Origin of the sequence: Micromonospora sp. WMMD998 (genome assembly GCF_029581235.1) — a bacterium.
Taxonomy (GTDB): domain Bacteria; phylum Actinomycetota; class Actinomycetes; order Mycobacteriales; family Micromonosporaceae; genus Micromonospora.
The window spans coordinates 487,824-504,876 of sequence record NZ_CP120740.1 but is presented as its reverse complement, the minus strand read 5'-3'; the positions used below and the strand labels follow the sequence as shown (position 1 = coordinate 504,876).

Annotated in this window: 15 protein-coding genes; 7 read left to right on the top strand and 8 right to left on the bottom strand. The window is 72.8% G+C overall.

Annotated elements, in window-relative coordinates; all coding sequences use genetic code 11:
• Nucleotide 1: 1 nt before the first annotated feature.
• Genes O7619_RS02400 through O7619_RS02385 form a run of 4 tightly spaced genes read left to right on the top strand, consistent with a single transcriptional unit; the run spans nt 2 to nt 3,321 of the window.
• Nucleotides 2–841: a hypothetical protein gene (locus O7619_RS02400; RefSeq protein WP_282285394.1), complete on the top strand. Its 840-nt coding sequence runs from the start codon at nt 2–4 to the stop codon at nt 839–841.
• Nucleotides 838–1,491 (top strand): hypothetical protein, encoded by a 654-nt coding sequence (locus O7619_RS02395; protein ID WP_282285393.1) that lies wholly within the window; start codon nt 838–840, stop codon nt 1,489–1,491. Before O7619_RS02400 ends, O7619_RS02395 begins: the two co-directional genes overlap by 4 nt.
• Entirely contained in the window at nt 1,488–2,645 is a 1,158-nt protein-coding gene (locus O7619_RS02390; protein ID WP_282285391.1) for an acyl-CoA dehydrogenase family protein, read from the top strand. The genes O7619_RS02395 and O7619_RS02390 overlap by 4 nt, the downstream gene beginning before the upstream one ends.
• Complete coding sequence (locus O7619_RS02385) at nt 2,638–3,321, top strand: 4'-phosphopantetheinyl transferase superfamily protein (RefSeq protein WP_282285389.1); 684 nt, start codon at nt 2,638–2,640, stop codon at nt 3,319–3,321. Before O7619_RS02390 ends, O7619_RS02385 begins: the two co-directional genes overlap by 8 nt.
• 51 nt (nt 3,322–3,372) lie before the next feature.
• Here O7619_RS02385 and O7619_RS02380 read toward each other — a convergent pair whose 3' ends face one another.
• Nucleotides 3,373–4,452 (bottom strand): inositol-3-phosphate synthase, encoded by a 1,080-nt coding sequence (locus O7619_RS02380; protein WP_282285388.1) that lies wholly within the window; start codon nt 4,450–4,452, stop codon nt 3,373–3,375.
• Nucleotides 4,453–4,621: 169 nt separating this feature from the next.
• Here O7619_RS02380 and O7619_RS02375 point away from each other — a divergent pair, with 169 nt between their 5' ends.
• The 3 genes from O7619_RS02375 to O7619_RS02365 all read left to right on the top strand — a co-directional run bounded on the left by O7619_RS02375 (nt 4,622) and on the right by O7619_RS02365 (nt 8,686).
• On the top strand, nt 4,622–5,773 hold the full coding sequence (locus tag O7619_RS02375) for a histidine kinase (RefSeq protein ID WP_282285387.1): 1,152 nt from the start codon (nt 4,622–4,624) through the stop codon (nt 5,771–5,773).
• A 28-nt stretch (nt 5,774–5,801) separates the two neighbouring features.
• The gene (locus O7619_RS02370) at nt 5,802–6,467 is read left to right on the top strand and encodes a response regulator transcription factor (protein WP_282285384.1); all 666 of its coding nucleotides are present in this window, start codon (nt 5,802–5,804) and stop codon (nt 6,465–6,467) included.
• Between the two features lie 113 nt (nt 6,468–6,580).
• Complete coding sequence (locus O7619_RS02365; protein WP_282285383.1) at nt 6,581–8,686, top strand: MMPL family transporter; 2,106 nt, start codon at nt 6,581–6,583, stop codon at nt 8,684–8,686.
• A 51-nt stretch (nt 8,687–8,737) separates the two neighbouring features.
• Here the strand turns inward: O7619_RS02365 and O7619_RS02360 are convergent, their stop codons facing one another.
• From O7619_RS02360 to O7619_RS02330, 7 genes are all read right to left on the bottom strand, one after another.
• The gene (locus O7619_RS02360; RefSeq protein ID WP_282285381.1) at nt 8,738–10,174 is read right to left on the bottom strand and encodes a condensation domain-containing protein; all 1,437 of its coding nucleotides are present in this window, start codon (nt 10,172–10,174) and stop codon (nt 8,738–8,740) included.
• Nucleotides 10,162–10,851 (bottom strand): hypothetical protein, encoded by a 690-nt coding sequence (locus O7619_RS02355; RefSeq protein ID WP_282285380.1) that lies wholly within the window; start codon nt 10,849–10,851, stop codon nt 10,162–10,164. The genes O7619_RS02360 and O7619_RS02355 overlap by 13 nt, the downstream gene beginning before the upstream one ends.
• Nucleotides 10,826–12,052: a hypothetical protein gene (locus O7619_RS02350; RefSeq protein ID WP_282285379.1), complete on the bottom strand. Its 1,227-nt coding sequence runs from the start codon at nt 12,050–12,052 to the stop codon at nt 10,826–10,828. Before O7619_RS02350 ends, O7619_RS02355 begins: the two co-directional genes overlap by 26 nt.
• Nucleotides 12,049–13,389 (bottom strand): MATE family efflux transporter, encoded by a 1,341-nt coding sequence (locus O7619_RS02345; RefSeq protein WP_282285378.1) that lies wholly within the window; start codon nt 13,387–13,389, stop codon nt 12,049–12,051. Before O7619_RS02345 ends, O7619_RS02350 begins: the two co-directional genes overlap by 4 nt.
• 249 nt (nt 13,390–13,638) lie before the next feature.
• Nucleotides 13,639–15,084 (bottom strand): FAD-dependent monooxygenase, encoded by a 1,446-nt coding sequence (locus O7619_RS02340; RefSeq protein WP_282285377.1) that lies wholly within the window; start codon nt 15,082–15,084, stop codon nt 13,639–13,641.
• 147 nt (nt 15,085–15,231) lie between these two features.
• Nucleotides 15,232–16,374, bottom strand: coding sequence for a HAMP domain-containing sensor histidine kinase (locus tag O7619_RS02335; RefSeq protein ID WP_282285376.1), 1,143 nt, complete (start codon nt 16,372–16,374; stop codon nt 15,232–15,234).
• A complete protein-coding gene (locus O7619_RS02330) occupies nt 16,367–17,050 on the bottom strand; it encodes a response regulator transcription factor (RefSeq protein WP_282285375.1) in 684 nt (227 codons plus the stop codon). Before O7619_RS02330 ends, O7619_RS02335 begins: the two co-directional genes overlap by 8 nt.
• Between the last annotated feature and the right edge of the window lie 3 nt (nt 17,051–17,053).

Here is a 17,053-nt window from a genome sequence, read left to right as displayed (position 1 = left end):
GATGTTCCTGTCCATCGCTCCGGCCCCGTCGACCCGTACGGGTCGGCTCCGGCCGACTCAGGTGATCGCCCGCCGGTTCGGCCCCGACCCGGAGCCGTACCGGGGCGATCCGCTGCTCGAGGAATACCTCTCGGACATGACCGAACTGTACGGCCGCCGGTTCGACCGGGACCGGCACGCGGCGGCCGGCCGGAACTCGTTCACCGACATGGCGGACCGTCTGGTACGCGACCTCGACCTCGCGGTGCCGGTGGATCTGATCGCCATCGCGCACTCCACCCCGGACGCCGACCCGCGCCGGGTCACCGCCTGCTATCTCAGTGAGCTGGTGCACGGCGATCCCCTCGCCTTCGCGGTGTCCGACCAGGGACCGGTGGCGGCGTTCACCGCCCTGCGGCTGCTCGGGACCTACTCCGGCGACTTCCCGGGCTGCCGGGCGTTGCTGCTGGTCCTGGAGCAGACGACGATGTCGTACGAGGTGGTCGGGGCCCGCTATCCGGTGCCCGGACACGACGTCGGGGTGGCCGTGCTGCTCGAACCGGCCGGCTCGGACGGGGCGACCGTGCACCAGCGCCCGGACGTCTCGCCCGCGGCGGTCGGGACGCTGCTCGACGAGCTGGTGCCGGCCGACGCCGTCCTGATCGCCGGGCCCGGTCTGACCGCCGGCCCCGGCCGTCCGGTGGTCCGGGCGCCGGACCTGGGCGCGGCCGGTGTCTGGGCCGAGTTCGCCAGGCATCGGGCCGGCACCGCCGGGCCGATCGCGGTGGCTGATCACGACCCGGTGTCGGGCACCCTCTGCGCGGCGGTCTTCGCCGGCTCGGACCCGGAGGCACGGTCGTGATCGCCGACCAGGCCCGCCGTGACGCCCGGACCGGCGGGCTCACCGCCGCGCTCACCACGATGCACGACACGCTCGCCGACCGGGTCCTGCCGTGCGGCCCGACCGGGTGCTGCGTGCTGCCCGAGCCGGCGCTGCACGACGCCGGCCGGGTCTGGACCGGGGACACGGTCGCCGCCCTGGACCCGGCCGCCGTCGAGCGGCTCGGCACGGTCGAGACGCCGGACGGCCGGCTGGCGGCGGTCCGCTACCGGGGCGCCGCCGGCCCGGCCGGCGTGCCGGCGCCCTGGCCGGAGTGGTTGGCCGTGCTGGCCGGGCTCCGGCTCGGGCTGTCCGAGGCACTGCTCGACCTCACCGTCGCCCACCTCGGCGACCGCCGCGTCGGCGACACCCCGCTGCTACTGCAACAGATGATCAAGGGTGCTCTGGCGGACGCCGTCACCGAGCAGATCGAGATCAAGGTCCGGCTGACCGGCACGCCGCCACCGGCCGGAACCCTGGCCGCCCTGCACCGGCAGATCACCACGGCCGACCGGATGCTGCTGCGCCTGCTCGGGGCCAGCGGGTTCGTCGCGGACGGCCCGGGCCTGGCGGTCAACGCGTCGGAACTGCTGGCCGACGCCTGGATCGGTGGAGAGGGGTGGACGCCGTGATCGAACTCGACGACCGGCTCGGCACCGCCCGGGCGCACGCCCGGGACTGGGCGCGCGACCTGCGCTCGACGACGTTGGAACTGGACCGTGACCCGGACACGGTGTACCGGTGCCTGGACAACCCGGCCGTACGGCACCTGTCCACCATGCTCATCCCGGCACCGTGGATGCCGGACCGGACGCTGATCGGCGGGTACCGGTTCGACGGCATGACCGCCATGGAGCGGGTGGTGTTCGCCGAGGAGATCGCCGCCGGTGACGCCGGCATGATGCTCGCGTCCCCCGGCGCCTCGCTGTCCGGGGTGCTCATCGACCTGCTCGCCGACCAGGAGCAGAAGGAGTGGTTCTACGGCCGGCTGCTGGCCGCGCCGACCTGGACCTTCTTCGCCCTTACCGAACCCGACCACGGCTCGGACGCGGCGGCGATGGGCACCACGCTGGACCCGGACGGCGAGGGGGGCCTGCTCCTGCGCGGCGCCAAGCGCTACATCGGCAACGGCGCCCGGGCCCAGGTCGGCGTCGTCTTCGCCCGGGACCGGCCCGGCCCGCTCGGCGCCACCGCGGTGCTCGTCGAGACCGACGCGCCCGGCTTCAAGGCCGAGCCGATCCCGACGATCGGCCTGCGCGGCGCCCAGATCAGCGCGATCACCCTGGACGGTGTGCCGGTCCCGGCCGGTCGGGTGCTCGGGCATCACCTCAGTCCCACCCGACGCGGGGTGTGGAGCGGCGTGCAGATGTTCAACCGGCTCCGGCCGGGCGTGGCGGCGATCGCCCTGGGCATCGCCCGGTCCGCGCACGACTACGTCATCGAGCAGCGCGGCTCGCTGTCCAAGGCCGACCGGCTGCGCTGGGAGCGGACCGGCCGGCGGATCGACGGCGTGCGGCAGCTCATCTGGCAGGCGGCCTCGATCGTGGACGCCCAGCCCGCGAACGGCCACCTGGCGTCGGCGGCGAAGGCCCGGGCGGCCCGGCTGGCCGAAGAGGTGACGCTTGAGGCGCTCGACTACTTCGGCCCGGGCGCACGGCTGACGCAGCCGATGTTGGACAAGCTGATCCGCGACGCCCGGGGGGTGGAATTCATGGAGGGCACCGGCAACATCCAGCGCCTCAACACCTTCCAGGGCCTGGTGCAGGGCAAACTCGGCCGTGACTGAGCCGGGCGGCGTCGACGTCTGGACCGTACCCCTGGACCAGGACGTCGACGCCGCCCGCTGGCTGAGCGCGGCCGAGCTGCGGCGGGCCGCAGCCATCGGCGACCCGGACGGACGCCGCCGCTTCGTCGTGGCGCACGCCGCGTTGAACGCGATCCTCGCCGACCGCCTGGACCTGCGTCCCACCGCGCTGCCGCTGCGGCGCAACCCGCGCGGACGGCCGTACCTGCCGGGCCGGTCGCTGCACTTCAGCCTGGCGCACGCCGGGGAGCGCGCGCTGATCGCGGTCGCCGGCCGGGAGGTCGGCGTGGACCTCGACCATCCCCGGCCAGGGCTGGATCCGCGACGGATGGCCGCACGGTTCTTCACCCCGGCGGAGGCCGCCCGGGTGTCGGCGGCGGGTGCCGGGGCCTACGCCGCGTACCTGCGGCTGTGGACCCGCAAGGAGGCGTGCGTCAAGGCCGCCGGCGCGCGCCTGGCGCTCGGACTGCGGCTGCCGGTCCCCGGCGCGGCGGGCGGGGCGGTGGTGCGCGATCCGTCCGGCCGGCTGCCCGGCGCCTACTTCCTCCGGGACCTGCCCGACCACGGCCCCTTCCGCGGCGCCGTGGCGCTGGCCGGCACGGATCCCGCCCCCTGCCGCCACCGCGAGTTCCACCGCGATCTCCGACGCGCACCCTGACCGACGACGACGGGGGAGCCGACCTCCGGCTCCCCCGTCATCGTCGGTCGGTCAGCGTTCGACCTCGCCGCGGATGAAGCGCTCGACGGCGTCCCGGGCGGCGGCGTCGTCGTACTGCTCGGGCGGCGACTTCATGAAGTACGAGGAGGCGGAGAGGATCGGCCCACCGATCCCCCGGTCCAGGGCGATCTTGGCCGCCCGGACCGCGTCGATGATCACGCCGGCGGAGTTGGGGGAGTCCCACACCTCGAGCTTGTACTCCAGTTGCAGGGGCACGTCGCCGAACGCCCGCCCCTCCAGGCGCACGAGCGCGTACTTGCGGTCCTCCAGGAACGGCACGTAGTCGCTGGGACCGATGTGCACGTCGCTGGCGGCCATCTCGCGGGGCACCTGCGAGGTGACCGCCCGGGTCTTGGACAGCTTCTTCGACGCCAGGCGCTTCCGCTCCAGCATGTTCATGAAGTCCATGTTGCCGCCGAAGTTGAGCTGGTAGGTGCGCTCCAGCCGGACCCCGCGATCCTCGAAGAGCTTCGCCAGCACCCGATGGGTGATGGTGGCGCCCACCTGCGACTTGATGTCGTCGCCGATGATCGGCACACCGGCGTCGGTGAATCGGGCCGCCCACGCCGGGTCCGAGGCGATGAACACCGGCAGCGCGTTGACGAACCCCACCCCCGCCTCCAGCGCACACTGTGCGTAGAACCGGTCGGCGTCCTCCGATCCCACCGGAAGGTATGACACGAGGACGTCGGCCCCGGACTCGCGCAGGGTGCGGACCACGTCGACGGCCTGCTCGTCGGACTCCTCGATCATCTCCCGGTAGTAGTCACCGAGACCGTCGAACGTCGGGCCACGCCGCACGACGACCCCGGACGGCGGGACGTCGCAGATCTTGATGGTGTTGTTGCCGCTCGCGACGATGGCCTCGGAGAGGTCCCGGCCCACCTTCTTGGCGTCCACGTCGAAGGCCGCGACGAACTCGACGTCGCCGACGTGATAGCCGCCGAAGGCGACGTGCATGAGGCCGGGAACGGTGTCGGTGACCCTCGCGTCCCGGTAGTACTCAACGCCTTGCACCAGCGACGCGGCACAGTTGCCGACCCCGGCGATGGCGACGCGGACTGCGCCCACGTGGTGCCTCCTTCTCTCTTCGACTGAACTCCATTCAACCGATCCGCTCGTTCCGGTCTCCACCTCGATGTCCTGAACAGGACATCGACGGCGACCCCGGTCGCGTGGGTCCCGGCCGGACGGTTGCGGGGCCGCATACTGGGGACCGCCGTGCGTTGAGGAGCAGATCGTGCCGTTGTCCATGTCCCTTCCGGCCACCGTCCGGTCGCGGGTGCGGCCCGCGCGGCTGCCCCGCAACGCCACCCTCTGGCTGGACGGGTTGATCGCGCTGGCCGTGTTCGTCGGCACCGCCCTGCCGGTGACGTTCTCCCAGGACGGGAAGGTCTGGCACATCCTGGTGGCCGCCGGAGCCTCACTGCCGCTGATCTGGCGTCGGCGGGCTCCGCTACTCACCACGGTGACCGTGGGCCTGGCGATCAGCGTCCTCGGGCTGTCGCACCAGTTGCCGCCGCTGCCCTTCGGGCCGCTCGTCGCGACGTACACGTTCGCCTTGCTGAGCCCGTCGCCCTGGCGGCAGATCGCGATCGGGGTGCAGGCCGTCGGGGTGGTCGTCTCGCTCGTGGTCCCCGGCGAGAGCGCCGCCACCTTCGGCTACGTGGGGATGGCGTACGTGGCGGCGTACAGCATGGGGATCGCCTCCCGGGGGCGCGGCGACCGGATCGCGGTGCTCGAGGAACGGGCGGCCCGCCAGGAGGAGGAACGAGCCACCGCCGCCGCGCGCGACCGCAACCGGATCGCCCGCGAGGTGCACGACATCGTCGCCCACACGGTCGCGATCATGGTGGTCCAGGCGGAGGCCGGGCCGGTGGTGGCCCGCACCGACCCGGCCCGGGTGGAGAAGACCTTCGAGGTGATCGCCGAGAGCGGCCGGTCCGCGATCGCCCAGCTCCGGCGGTCGTTGGCCGCGTTGCGCTCGGCGGAGGGTGAGGAGCCGCCGGCCCCGGTGCTCGGGGTGGGTGACGTGCCGCAACTGCTCGGGGACGCGCGTCGGGGCGGCCTGGAGGCGGCGTTGCGCTGGCGCGGGCAGCAGCGGTCACTGCCCGCCGACGTGGACGCCACGGTCTTCCGGGTGGTGCAGGAGGCCCTGACCAACACCATCCGGCACGCGCGGGCGTCGATGGTGGACGTGCTGATCGAGTTCGGTCCGCGCGACATCCGGGTCACTGTCACCGACGACGGTGTCGGCGCGGTGGATGTCGGTGGCGGATACGGGATGATGGGCATGCGGGAGCGGGTCACCGCCTGCGGCGGTGAGCTGTCCGTCGGAGCGGGTCCCGACGGCGGCGGCTTCACGGTGAGCGCCGTCCTGCCCGCCGAGTGAGTTGCTACGTATCGAGGAGTGGCGCCCCATGGTGCGCATTGTGGTCGTCGACGACCAGGACCTGGTTCGGGGCGGCTTCGCCATGATCCTCGACGCGGAGCCGGATCTGACGGTGGTGGGCGAGGCGGCGGACGGCCTGGAGGCCCTGCGGGTGGTGGCCGAGAAGCAGCCGGACGTGGTGGTCATGGACATCCGGATGGAGGGCCCGATCGACGGCATCGAGGCCACCCGCCGGATCTGCGCCACCACGGACGCCCGGGTGCTCATCCTCACCACGTTCGACGTCGACGAGCACGTGCACGACGCGCTCCGGGCCGGCGCGAACGGCTTCCTGCTCAAGACCATGCGCCGGGCCGAGCTGGTCGAGGCGGTCCGGGTGATCGCCAAGGGGGAGGCCCTGCTCGCCCCGACGGTGACCCGGCGGGTGATCGCCGACCTGCTGCGTCGGCCCCGGGGCGCGGTCCGCCCGGCGGCCCGGTTGGACGAGTTGACCGGCCGGGAACGGGAGACTTTGTCCCTGGTCGCCCGCGGGCTCTCCAACGCGGAGATCGCCGCCCGGCTGACGGTGAGCGACCACACCGTCAAGACCCATGTCAGCAACGTGTTGGCCAAGCTGGGCCTGCGGGACCGGGTGCAGGCGGTGGTCTTCTCCTACGAGGCCGGCCTGATCAGTCCCGGTGAGGATCTGGACTGATCGTTCTCCCCCGCACGGGTGAGTGCGGATTTCGCTCTCGGCGGCGATCTGCTGGGGCGCTCGCTTCATCAGGATGAGATCACATCGGTTTTTATGTCCTGAGGAGCTGTGTGATGATCCGTGTCGTTACGCGTTTCGCTCGCCGGCGCCCCGCCGTCGTGCTCGTCATCTGGCTGGTGATCGCCGCGGCCGGGTTCACGGTCGGCAACGGCGTCTTCGCCCGCATGACGACAACGGTGGGCGCCATCGCCGGCAGTGAGTCGCAGCAGGGCGCCAAGGCGCTCGGTGACGCCAAGCTCGCGCCACCCGTGATCAACGCGGTCATCTCCGGCGGCTCGGCCACCGACCCCGCCTTCCGCACCAAGGTCTCCACGGCGCTCACCGAGCTGCGCGCCACCGACGGCGTGCTCGCGGTGAACGACCCGTTCGGTCCCGGGGCCCCGGTCGCCACCGACGGCGCGGCGGTCGTGGTGAACGTGGAACTGGCACACCAGGGCGACCTGCTCGCCGACAAGGTGCGCAACCAGTTGACCGGGATCGACGGGACGACCGCGGTGGTCGCCGGCGGGCCGCTCACCGACCGCGAGTTCAACGACCAGGCCACGTCGGACACCCGGCGAGCCGAGATCATCTCCGCGCCGTTGCTGCTGCTCCTGCTGCTGCTCGTCTTCATGTCGCTGATCGCCGCCGGGCTGCCGCTGCTGATCGCGCTGGTCGGCGTCGGTGGGACCTTCACCACGCTGCTGGTGATGAGCTTCTTCACCGACGTGTCGATCTACTCGATCCAGGTCACCACGATGCTCGCCATCGGTCTCGGCGTCGACTACGCGCTGCTGATGGTGAGCCGGTTCCGGGAGGAACGGGCGCTGACCGAGGATGCGGCGGAGGCGCTCGTGCGGGCCTCCGAACGCGCCGGCCGTACCATCGTCTTCTCCGGCCTGACCATCGCGGTCAGCCTGGCCAGCCTGGTGGTCTTCACCGATCCGTTCCTGCGGTCGATCGGCGTGGCCGGCGCCGCCGTCGTGCTCATCGACATGCTCGCCGCGATCACCCTGCTTCCCGCGCTGCTCCAGTTGCTGCGTAACAAGATCAAGCCGGTCCGGGTGAAGAAGGAGCGCGGCCGGTCCTTCGCCGCGGTCGCCCGTGGGGTGCAGAAGATGCCGGTGCTGACCCTGCTGGTGGTCCTCGCCGGCCTGATCGTGGCCGGCCTGTCGGTGACCAACCTGCGGCTGGACACCAGCAACCCCAAGTCGCTGCCGGCCGACAGCGCCACCCGCCAGCTCACCGAGGAACTGCGCGAGCACTTCCCGGCGCTCGCCGGCCCGAGCGCGATCACGATCGTCGCCCGGACCTCGGCCGACGACCCCGCCCTGGCCGAGTTCCGGCAGCGGGTCGCCGCGGTGCCCGGTGTGTCCGTGGTGAACCCGGGGCGCAGCGGCGGCGGGCTGGCCGTCCTCCAGGCCACCCCGAAGAACCCGACGAGCGACCCGGACACCATCCAGGCGGTACGCGACATCCGCGCCCTGAACGCCCCCTTCACGGTGCAGGTGACCGGGGACGCGGCCCGCCTCAGCGACTACCAGCAGGAACTGCGCGACCGCCTCCCGATCGCCGGCGGCATCGTGCTGCTCGCCACCTTCGTCCTGCTGCTGGCCTTCACCCGGTCGGTGCTGATCCCGCTGAAGGCCGTGCTCACCAACCTGCTGAGCCTGTTCGCCGCGCTCGGTGTGGTGGTCTGGGTGTTCCAGGAGGGGCACCTGGTCGGCCTGCTCGGCGGTGAGCGGCTCGACGGCATCGACCTGACCGTCCCGGTGGTGGTCGCGGCGATCGCGTTCGGCCTGTCCACCGACTACGAGGTCTTCGTCCTCTCCCGGATCCGCGAGCGCCGGTTCGCCGGCGCGGGCCCGGACCAGGCCGTCCGGGAGGGCCTGCAGCGCAGCGGTGGCATCGTGACCGCGGCTGCCCTGCTCCTCGCGGTCACCTTCGCCGGATTCATGACCGGGGGCTTCGCCCCGATCAAGGAGGTCGGCCTGGGTCTGGTGCTGGCCGTCCTGATCGACGCGGTGATCGTCCGGATGCTGCTGGTGCCGGCGACGATGGCGATTCTCGGGCGCGCCGCGTGGTGGGCGCCTCGCTTCCTGGGCGGCCGGCCGTCGGTCCCCTCCGTTCCGGTCGCCGACGAGGCGCAGCCGGAGCTGACGGTCACCGCCCAGGGCTGAGAGACCGGGGCGGGGCAGCCCCTGCTGCCCCGCCCCGGTTGATCGGGTCGTTCAGTGCGAGGCCACCACGCCGCGGTGCAGACCGGCGGCCTCGCCGACGTCGGAGAGGAGCAGGTCCGTGTCGAGCAGCCGCAGCAGCGTCCGATCCACTCCGACCAGGACCGCGCGGATGAGGTCCGGGGGGAGCAGGGTGGTGTCCGCGAGCAGCGTCCAGCGCAGTTGCCCCGGCGCGTCGAGCACGTCACCGACCTCCATGAAGAAGGACGAGCCGGCCGGCCGGCGCTCGGTCCACCGGAAGCTCGGCTCGGCCAGGGCCCGCCGCACCTCGTCGGAGTCGAGCGACACGGCGGCGGGCGGCGTCTCCGGCGCGCCGCGCATGTCGTTGAAGAAGCACCGGATCTCCGGCTCGGCGCCGCGTTCCCGGCTCACCTCGGCCAGTGCCGCCCACCCGTCGGCCGGGTCGAACCGGCCGTGCCGGAACGACCGCACAGCCGTGATCCAGCAGTGCCGGACCAGGTCGGAGAAGGCCGGCCCGGTCAGGTCGACGACCGCCGGCATGTGCTGCGTCAGCGTGCCCACCGAGGCCCGCAGCGGCGCGGTGGTGCGGTTGCCGGTGACCAGCAGCAGCCCGCACCTGTCGGTCTCGGCGACCACGCCCAGCAGGGCTGCGGTCACCGCGAGCGCGACCGTGGCGGTGCTGGTGCGGTACCTGTCGGCGAGCACCCCCAGCATCGGCGCCGAGACCGGCGAGTCCAGGACACCGCGCCAGAACCGGGGTTCGGCCGGGTCCACCGGCCGGATCCCGGCGAAGTTGTCGAGCGGCACCGCGTCCAACTGCCGGCGCAGGTGGGCCACGGCGGCGGCGCTGACCTTTTGGCCGCGGGGGGAACGCTCGAAGGCGGCGAGGTCGGCGGGATGAACCAGTTCCGGAGCCGGCGGATCCGGGCGTCCCGCCGCCCGGCAGGCGAGCATTTCCGCCAGCACCCGTGCCGCCAGCCGACTGCTCTGTAGGTCGGCCGCCAGGTGGGAGATGCAGAGCACCAGAGCCCGGGGCACACCCGTGTGCACGTAGACCAGAACGCGCATCGGCAGTTCCCGATCGTGATCGAACGGTGTCGCCTCAAGCTGCTCGTCCAGTTCCCGGGCGGTCGCCGCGAACTGGTCGGCCGTACCGGTGCCGGAGAAGACCCCGACCGGGATGCTGCCGCTGTCGAGCACCTCCTGGACCAGCCGGCCGTCCCGTCGCGGGAATCGCGTGCGCAGTGCCTCGAAGCGGCCGGCCAGCGCACCCACCGCGGCGCACACCATGGCCAGGTCCACTCCCGCCGGGATCAGCACCGGCACCGTGACGTTGTAGGCGGTGCCCGGCGGCATCCGGCGGATGTCGCGTTCCACGAGCACCTGCCCCCAGGTCAGGTGCTCGGTGACCGCCCGGGAACCGGTGAAGTGCGCGGGCTGCCAGCGCACGTCGGCGGTCAGGCCGGACACGATGCGTAGCCGTCGAGCGTCTGGACCGCCGCGACCCGACGGTTCTCCAGGTAAAGCTCGTTCCACCGGCCCAGCGCCACGTCGGACGCGTGCGGGCCGAGGAACCGGGCGGTGACCGAGGCGCGGTATGCGGCCCAGGTGGCCGCCGGGCTGACCAGCCGGCTGGCCGCCGGCACGGTCCGCGCCGGCTCGACCGGCAGGTCGCTGCCGGCGGCCACCGCATCGGCCCAGCTCTCCTGCTCGTCGAGGGCGGCCAGCACGGCGTCGAACGGGAGGCCCCGCAACTCGGTGACCGCCACCGCACGGCTGCGGAAGCCGGTCGCCGACGCCGGGCCGAACCGCTCGATCGCGATCGCCACCGGCAGCATCGCCCGGGGCGCGAACCACTCGCAGCCGAGCACGGTCAGCGTGGGCAGGCCGCCGGTGTCGGGGTCGTCCGCCGCGACGGTCCGCCACTCCGCGAAGGGCAGCGCGATGCCCGCGGACCGGAACGTGGCCGCATCGGCGCCGCAGTCCGGGCAGGCCATCACCCGGACCGTCATCGGCGGTGCGGGCGGGCGGATCACCCCCGGCGGCTGATCGGCCGGAATGAGGAAGTGCGCCGCGACCTCGCGGCGCGCCATCCGTTCGACAAGGGTGCCCAGAGCCGGGTCAGGAGTCGTGGCAAGCGTGGTCATGTCGGATGTCCTCTCCACGGGCGCCGGCCGGAACGCCGGCCGCGACGAAGGTGCCGGGGCTCCGACCGTGCAGGCCGAGGGCGACCGCCGCCGCGCCGAGGTCGATGAGCGCCATGCGGCCGGCGGCGCCGAGGGCCGTGCCGTCCGCGCCGGTCAGGCCGGAGTCCACCCAGGACGACACGGCCGCACGGATCCGGGCCGGGTGGGCGGGGTCGAGTGGGGCGGGCAGGTCACGGCGTACCGCCGCGGCCTCCAAGCCGAGCAGGTATCCGGCGGCCCAGATCTCCAGGGCGGCCCGCGCCGGCGGCTGCGGTCCCGGCCGGTGGTCCAGGTACGCGGCCAGCGCGTTCGTCACCTGCTCCGCGCTGACCCCGATCAGGTCGCACCAGTCCTCCCAGTACCAGCAGAACTCGTTGCCGGCGGGCTCACCCGTGTGCGGGCGGAGCAGCCGGATCAGGCAGCGGGAGTCCTTGACCTGCACGACGTACTCGTCGTGGGACCGGTAGCGGGAACCCAGGGCGAGGGCCGTCTCGATCCGAGGGTCGAGCGCCCAGTGCGTGGCGGACGGCACCGGTGGCGTCCACACGGTGGCGTGGTGCCGGCCGCCGTGCCCGGCGATCAGGGTCGGCAGCCCGCGGTTGTCGACCAGGTGGGGCACGGTCGTCAGCAGCGGCACGCCGCGTTCCCGGCAGTACCGGGCGATCATCTGGTCGTCGTCGGTGACCTCGTCCGGGATCGGCCGCAGATAGTCGGCCAGGTCCGCGGCGACGCCGGCCGGCAGCAGGAACGCCAGCGCCGGGGTCCACTCCATCGGGGACAGCGGCGCCCACGGCGATCCGACGACGGCGGCCAGTCGGGACAGGAAGCTGTTCTGCGGGCTGCTCCAGTCGGTGTACAGGGCGATGCCGTGTGCCGGCCGGTGTGCGATCGCGGCGACCACGTGCGCGGCGAAGTCGTCGCAGACCCGGGCGTCGTCCTGGAGCACCAGGTGGTGCGTGGCGCCCTCGGCGATCGAGGCCCAGGCGACCTTCGCGGTGCGCAACGGGCTGCGTGCGGCGTCGGGCGCCGGGTCCGGCACGATGCGCGCGGACAGCGGGCGGCACGCCTCGACGAGGGTGTCCAGGACGACGTCCCGCGCCGGATGGTGCATGATCGTCACGCTGAGGCGTACGTCCTCCGGCCGCCACTCGGGACGGCTCACCGGGCGTCCGCCCGGCTGATCCGGCGGACGTGCCGCCACGTCAACAGCGGAACGACGAACATGCCGCAGGCGTTGAGCACCGCGATCGTCCAGTACAGGGCCGATGGATCCTGCTGGGTCCGGGCGAGCGCGCTGCCGACCACCACCATGCCCCCGAAGTAGGGCACGTTCAGCAGCAGCGCGATCAGGCCCCCGCCGACCTGCTCCAGCAGGAGCAGCGTCATCACGTTCAAACCCAGGCCGAAGTAGGTCAGGCCGACGATCGCCAGGAACCGCCCGGTCTCCGCCGACACCGTCGGGTCACCGGCCAGCACCGCCGCCAACGGCTCCCGGCACAACCAGATCGCGGCGGCGAGCACCGCGTACACCACGGCGGTCAGGCGCAGCCCGGCACCGAGCGTGGCCGGCCCGTCGCCGGGCCGCCCCGCGCCCCGCGACTGGTTGAGCACGATCGCGGTCGCCGAACCGAGCGCCGAGGCGGGCACGATGAGGAGATTCTGCAACGCGCCGGCCGCCGAGTATCCGGAGACCACGTCCGGACCGAACGGGCTGAGCGCCCACAACAGGCCCGCGTTCGCGACGGCCATCACCACGAACGACACCGTGACTGGCAGCCCGGTGCCGGTCAGTCGCCCGATCGCCTCCGGACGCCAGGTCAGCGGCCCGCTCGCCGTCCAGAGCCCGCAGCGGTACACCTGCACCATGCCGACCGTCAGCGCGGCCACGCCGCCGACCGCGATCGCGACCGGAAGCGCGTACACCCCGAGGTCGGTGCCGAAGCCGAGGACCGCGACGCCGCCGACCTCCAGGGTCGCGCCGGTCAGCACCACGGCCGCCGCAGAGCCCGGCCGGCCGTAGCCGCGCAGGCTCGACGAGAGCAGCACCGTCGGGAAGAAGATCAGATTGGCCAGGCAGGCCCAGCGGGTGAAGGCGACGAAATCCCCCACGGACCCGTCCGGGACGTTCAGCAGGACCGCCAGCCAGGGCGCCGCCAGGATCAGCGCGAGGCTGACGGTGCCCCAGACGGCCGCGCCGACGCGGGCCATGCTGGCGGCCACCGGAAGGACGTCCCCCGGCCGGCCCGCGCCGCGGCTCACCGAGGCGGAGACCTGGTTGCTCACGTCGAAACCCACCTGGAGGGCGGCGAAGAGCAACGCCAGCGGTACGTAGAGGGAGCGCACGTACATCGCCTCGACGCTGATCCGGGCCATCAGCGCGATAACCATCACCGGCACCAGCACGCCGGCCGTCTCGCCGAGCGCGATCGTGCCGGCGAGGCGGCGGATCCGGGCCGGGCCGTCCCAGACGACCGGGGTCGGTGCCTCGGTGGTGCTCACGAGTGCGCCACCGCCGATTCACCGGCAGTCGGACGTACGGGCATGAGACCCACCCCCATTTTGGGCTCGCGGCTCGCGGTGACGCACCGAACATAGGTTCGGACGAATCAGGCCCACAAGCTGCCCAAAGGGCTATGCCCATGGTGCATGTGACCGAAGGAGGGGCCCCTTCTTAACGTCTCCGGTAGAGAAGGGGCCCCTTCTCACACCCCCGGCACGCCCGGCGTCACCGCAGTGGTGACGCCGGCGTCAGGCGGCGGGTTCGCCGAACCAGCGGGTGAGGTGCGCGTGCAGATCCCGCTGATCGTCGCCGATCCACGCGACGTGGCCGTCCGGGCGGAGCAGGACGGCCGGAACGTCGAGCGCCGCCGTGGGGTCCGGGACGAGGTCGACCCGGTCCGACCAGCCGCCGACGGTGAGGCGTTCGGTGCGGTCCAGCAGCAGGCCACGGCCGCGGTGCATCAGGTCGTAGAGGCGGCCCGGTCGCACGTCGATGTCCCGCAGCCGGCGGCCGAGCAGGTCGGGGCCGTCGCCGAAGTCGTATCGGACGGTGATACCGACGATCTTCTCGGTCAGCAGGCAATTCACCTCGTCGAGGTCCATCAGTTCGGTGAGCAGCCGGCGTAGGGCCTGCGGGCCGGGTTCGGTGGACGACAGTTCCGTCTGGGCGCGGATGATGTCCAGCACGGCGGCGGCGACCGGATGGCGTTCGGCATGATAGGTGTCCAGCAGCGTCGCCGACGCCCAGCCGCGGATCTGCGCGGCCAGCTTCCAGCCGAGGTTCACCGCGTCCTGCACGCCCAGGTTGAGGCCCTGCCCGCCGATGGGCGGGTGGATGTGTGCCGCGTCGCCGGCCAGCAGCACCCGGCCGACCCGATACCGCTCGACCAGCCGGCTCGCATCGCCGAAGCGGGACAGCCAGCGTGGGGAGTGCACGCCGAAATCGGTTCCGACGGTGGCGCGCAGTTGCTCGGCGAAGTCCTCCAGCACGGGCGGCTGGGCGCGGTCGCTGACGCCCGCCGCCGGGACCACGACGCTGTAGACCCCGTCGCCCACCGGCCTGAGCCAGCACGACCGATGGGTCCGGCCCAGGTCCGCCATCCTGGCGGCGATCTCCTCGGGCGGCACGCCCACCCGCATCTCGCCCATCAGCGTCTCGGTCCGCGCGGGTTCGCCGGGGAAGCCGACGCCGAGCCGTTTGCGCACCGTGCTGCGGCTGCCGTCGCAGCCGACGAGATAGCGCGTACGCAGTTGCTCCCCGCCGGCCAACTCGACGGTCACCCCGCCGTCGTCCTGCGCGAGACCGGTCACCGCACAACCGCGCCGGACCTGCGCACCGAGCGCGATCGCGTGTTCTTCGAGGAGGCGGACGATGACCGGCTGCGGGATGCCCAGCAGGTAGGCGTGTGCGGTGTCCAGTCCGCTGGGCGCGGGCTTGTCGATGGCGGCGAAGAAGCCACCGGCCGGGCGCTGTCTCGCGTGTGCGCGGACGCGCGCCAGGAGCCCACGCATCGCCATCAGCTCGATGCTGCGCACGTGCAGGCCGACGATGCGGGCGAACGACACCGGCTCGGTTTCCGGATCCAGGACGAGGACCCGCACATCGTGCAGCCGGAGTTCGGCGGCCAGCATCGCGCCGGTGGGTCCGCATCCGGCGATGACCACGTCGAACGCGGGGGACGTCAGAGGGTGCATGGTGTTGCCTTTCGGGAGAGCCCGGTGGGCGGGGCGCTCCCGGCGACACCTACGTCAGTCGCCCGACCGTGACGACAGGGGGGAGCACCCACTTCGATACGACGTTCATGGGTCTCACCTCCTCAGGTGGTCACGGCCAGCCACAAGCTACAAGCCGGCGACCATCCCGTCCAACCATTTCGGCTCAAGCGGCCCGGAGAGCCGGACCGTGACGGAGAGACCGCCGTCGGGGCGGGGAAGCAGGCCCAGCGTCCCGTCGTGCGCCCGGACGACGCTCTGCACGATGGTCAGGCCGAGGCCGACACCGGCGTGGTCGTCGGCGCGTACCCGGTCCGCTCCCCGCCGGAAGGGCTCGGTGAGGGTCGGCACCACCTCCGGTGGGAGCCGGCGTCCGGTGTTCTCCACCCGCAGCACGCCGGTGCCTCCGTGCGTCCCGGTGTGGACGGTCACGGCGCCGTCGGCGGGCAGGTTGTGCACGATCGCGTTCTGGACGAGGTTCGCCACCATCCGTGACAGCAGCTCGGCGGAGCCGGTGACCGGGGCCGGCCCGCCGGTGACGTCGAGCGTGATCCGCCGCGCCTCGGCGAGGGGCAGCAGCGTTTCGACGGCCTCCTCGGCGAGCAGGGACAGGTCGACGCGCTCCCGGGTGACGTTTCCGCGGTCGCCGCGGCTGAGCAGCAGCAGCGCTTCGGTGAGGTCGATCGCCCGCCGGTTGACCGCGTGCAGGCGTTCGACGAGTTCGTCCCGGTCCCGGGTGGGGTCGGCGCGGGCCACGTCGAGGAGCGTCCGCGAGATCGCCAGCGGGGTACGCAGCTCGTGGGAGGCGTTCGCGGCGAACCTCCGCTGCTCGGCGACGTGGGACTCGATCCGGTCGAGCATGGTGTCGAACGCGTCGGACAGCTCCCGGAACTCGTCCTGCCGGCCCGGCATGCGGATGCGGTGCGAGAGCGATCCGGTCCCGGCCGTCCGGGTGGCGTCCGCGATCCGGGTCAGGGGCGCGAGCATCCGACCGGCGAGGATCCACCCTCCGACGAGGCCGAACGCCAGCAGGAACGCCAGCGTCCCGGCCGCCCTGGGGGCGAAGACGCGCAGGAGGTTGGAGCGGACCGGAAAGACGCCGGGGGTGAGGGTGTCGACGGAATCGGGGACGATGAGCATCGCCCGGTCGGGGACGTAGCGCAGGAGGAACACCCACACCGCCGCGAGCAGCAGCACGCCGGCGAGCACGAGGAAACCGGCGTAGCTGAGGGTGAGCTTGACGCGGACGCTCAGCCCCGGCGACCTATCCACGGTCCTCCTCGGCCGGCGGACTGCCGATGCGATAGCCGACGCCGGGCACGGTCGCGATGATCCACGGCTCGCCGAGCCGTTTCCGCAGTGCGGACACGGTGATGCGGACGGCGTTGGTGAACGGGTCGGCGTGGACATCCCAGGCCCGTTCCAGCAGGTCCTCGGCGCTGACCACCCCGCCCTCGGCGGCGACGAGGACGTCCAGCACGGCGAACTGCTTGCGGGTGAGCGCGACGTAGCGCCCGTCGCGGAAGACCTCCCGGCGGAACGGGTCGAGCCGCAGGCCCGCGATCTGACGCACGGGAGGCCGGGCGTGCCCGCGCCGGCGGTCGAGCGCCCTCAACCGCAGGACGAGTTCCCGCAGCTCGAACGGCTTGGTGAGGTAGTCGTCGGCGCCCAGTTCGAACCCGGACGCCTTGTCGTCGATCCGGTCGGCGGCGGTGAGCATCAGGATCGGCATCCCGCTGCCGGAGGCGACGATGTGCCGGGCCACCTCGTCGCCGGACGGGCCGGGGATGTCGCGGTCGACCACCGCGAGGTCGTAGGCGTTGACGCCCAGCAGTTCCAGCGCGGTGTCGCCGTCGCCGGCGATGTCCGCGGCGATGGCCGCCAGGCGCAGACCGTCCCGGACGGCTTCGGCCAGGTAGGGCTCGTCCTCCACGATCAGCACGCGCATGCG

Bases quoted from the DNA above. Each gene is read 5' to 3' on its own strand.
- O7619_RS02330 (WP_282285375.1), bottom strand. From the start codon at position 17,050: ATGCGCGTGCTGATCGTGGAGGACGAGCCCTACCTGGCCGAAGCCGTC.
- O7619_RS02370 (WP_282285384.1), top strand. From the start codon at position 5,802: ATGGTGCGCATTGTGGTCGTCGACGACCAGGACCTGGTTCGGGGCGGC.
- O7619_RS02365 (WP_282285383.1), top strand. From the start codon at position 6,581: ATGATCCGTGTCGTTACGCGTTTCGCTCGCCGGCGCCCCGCCGTCGTG.
- O7619_RS02355 (WP_282285380.1), bottom strand. From the start codon at position 10,851: ATGACCACGCTTGCCACGACTCCTGACCCGGCTCTGGGCACCCTTGTC.
- O7619_RS02340 (WP_282285377.1), bottom strand. From the start codon at position 15,084: ATGCACCCTCTGACGTCCCCCGCGTTCGACGTGGTCATCGCCGGATGC.
- O7619_RS02400 (WP_282285394.1), top strand. From the start codon at position 2: ATGTTCCTGTCCATCGCTCCGGCCCCGTCGACCCGTACGGGTCGGCTC.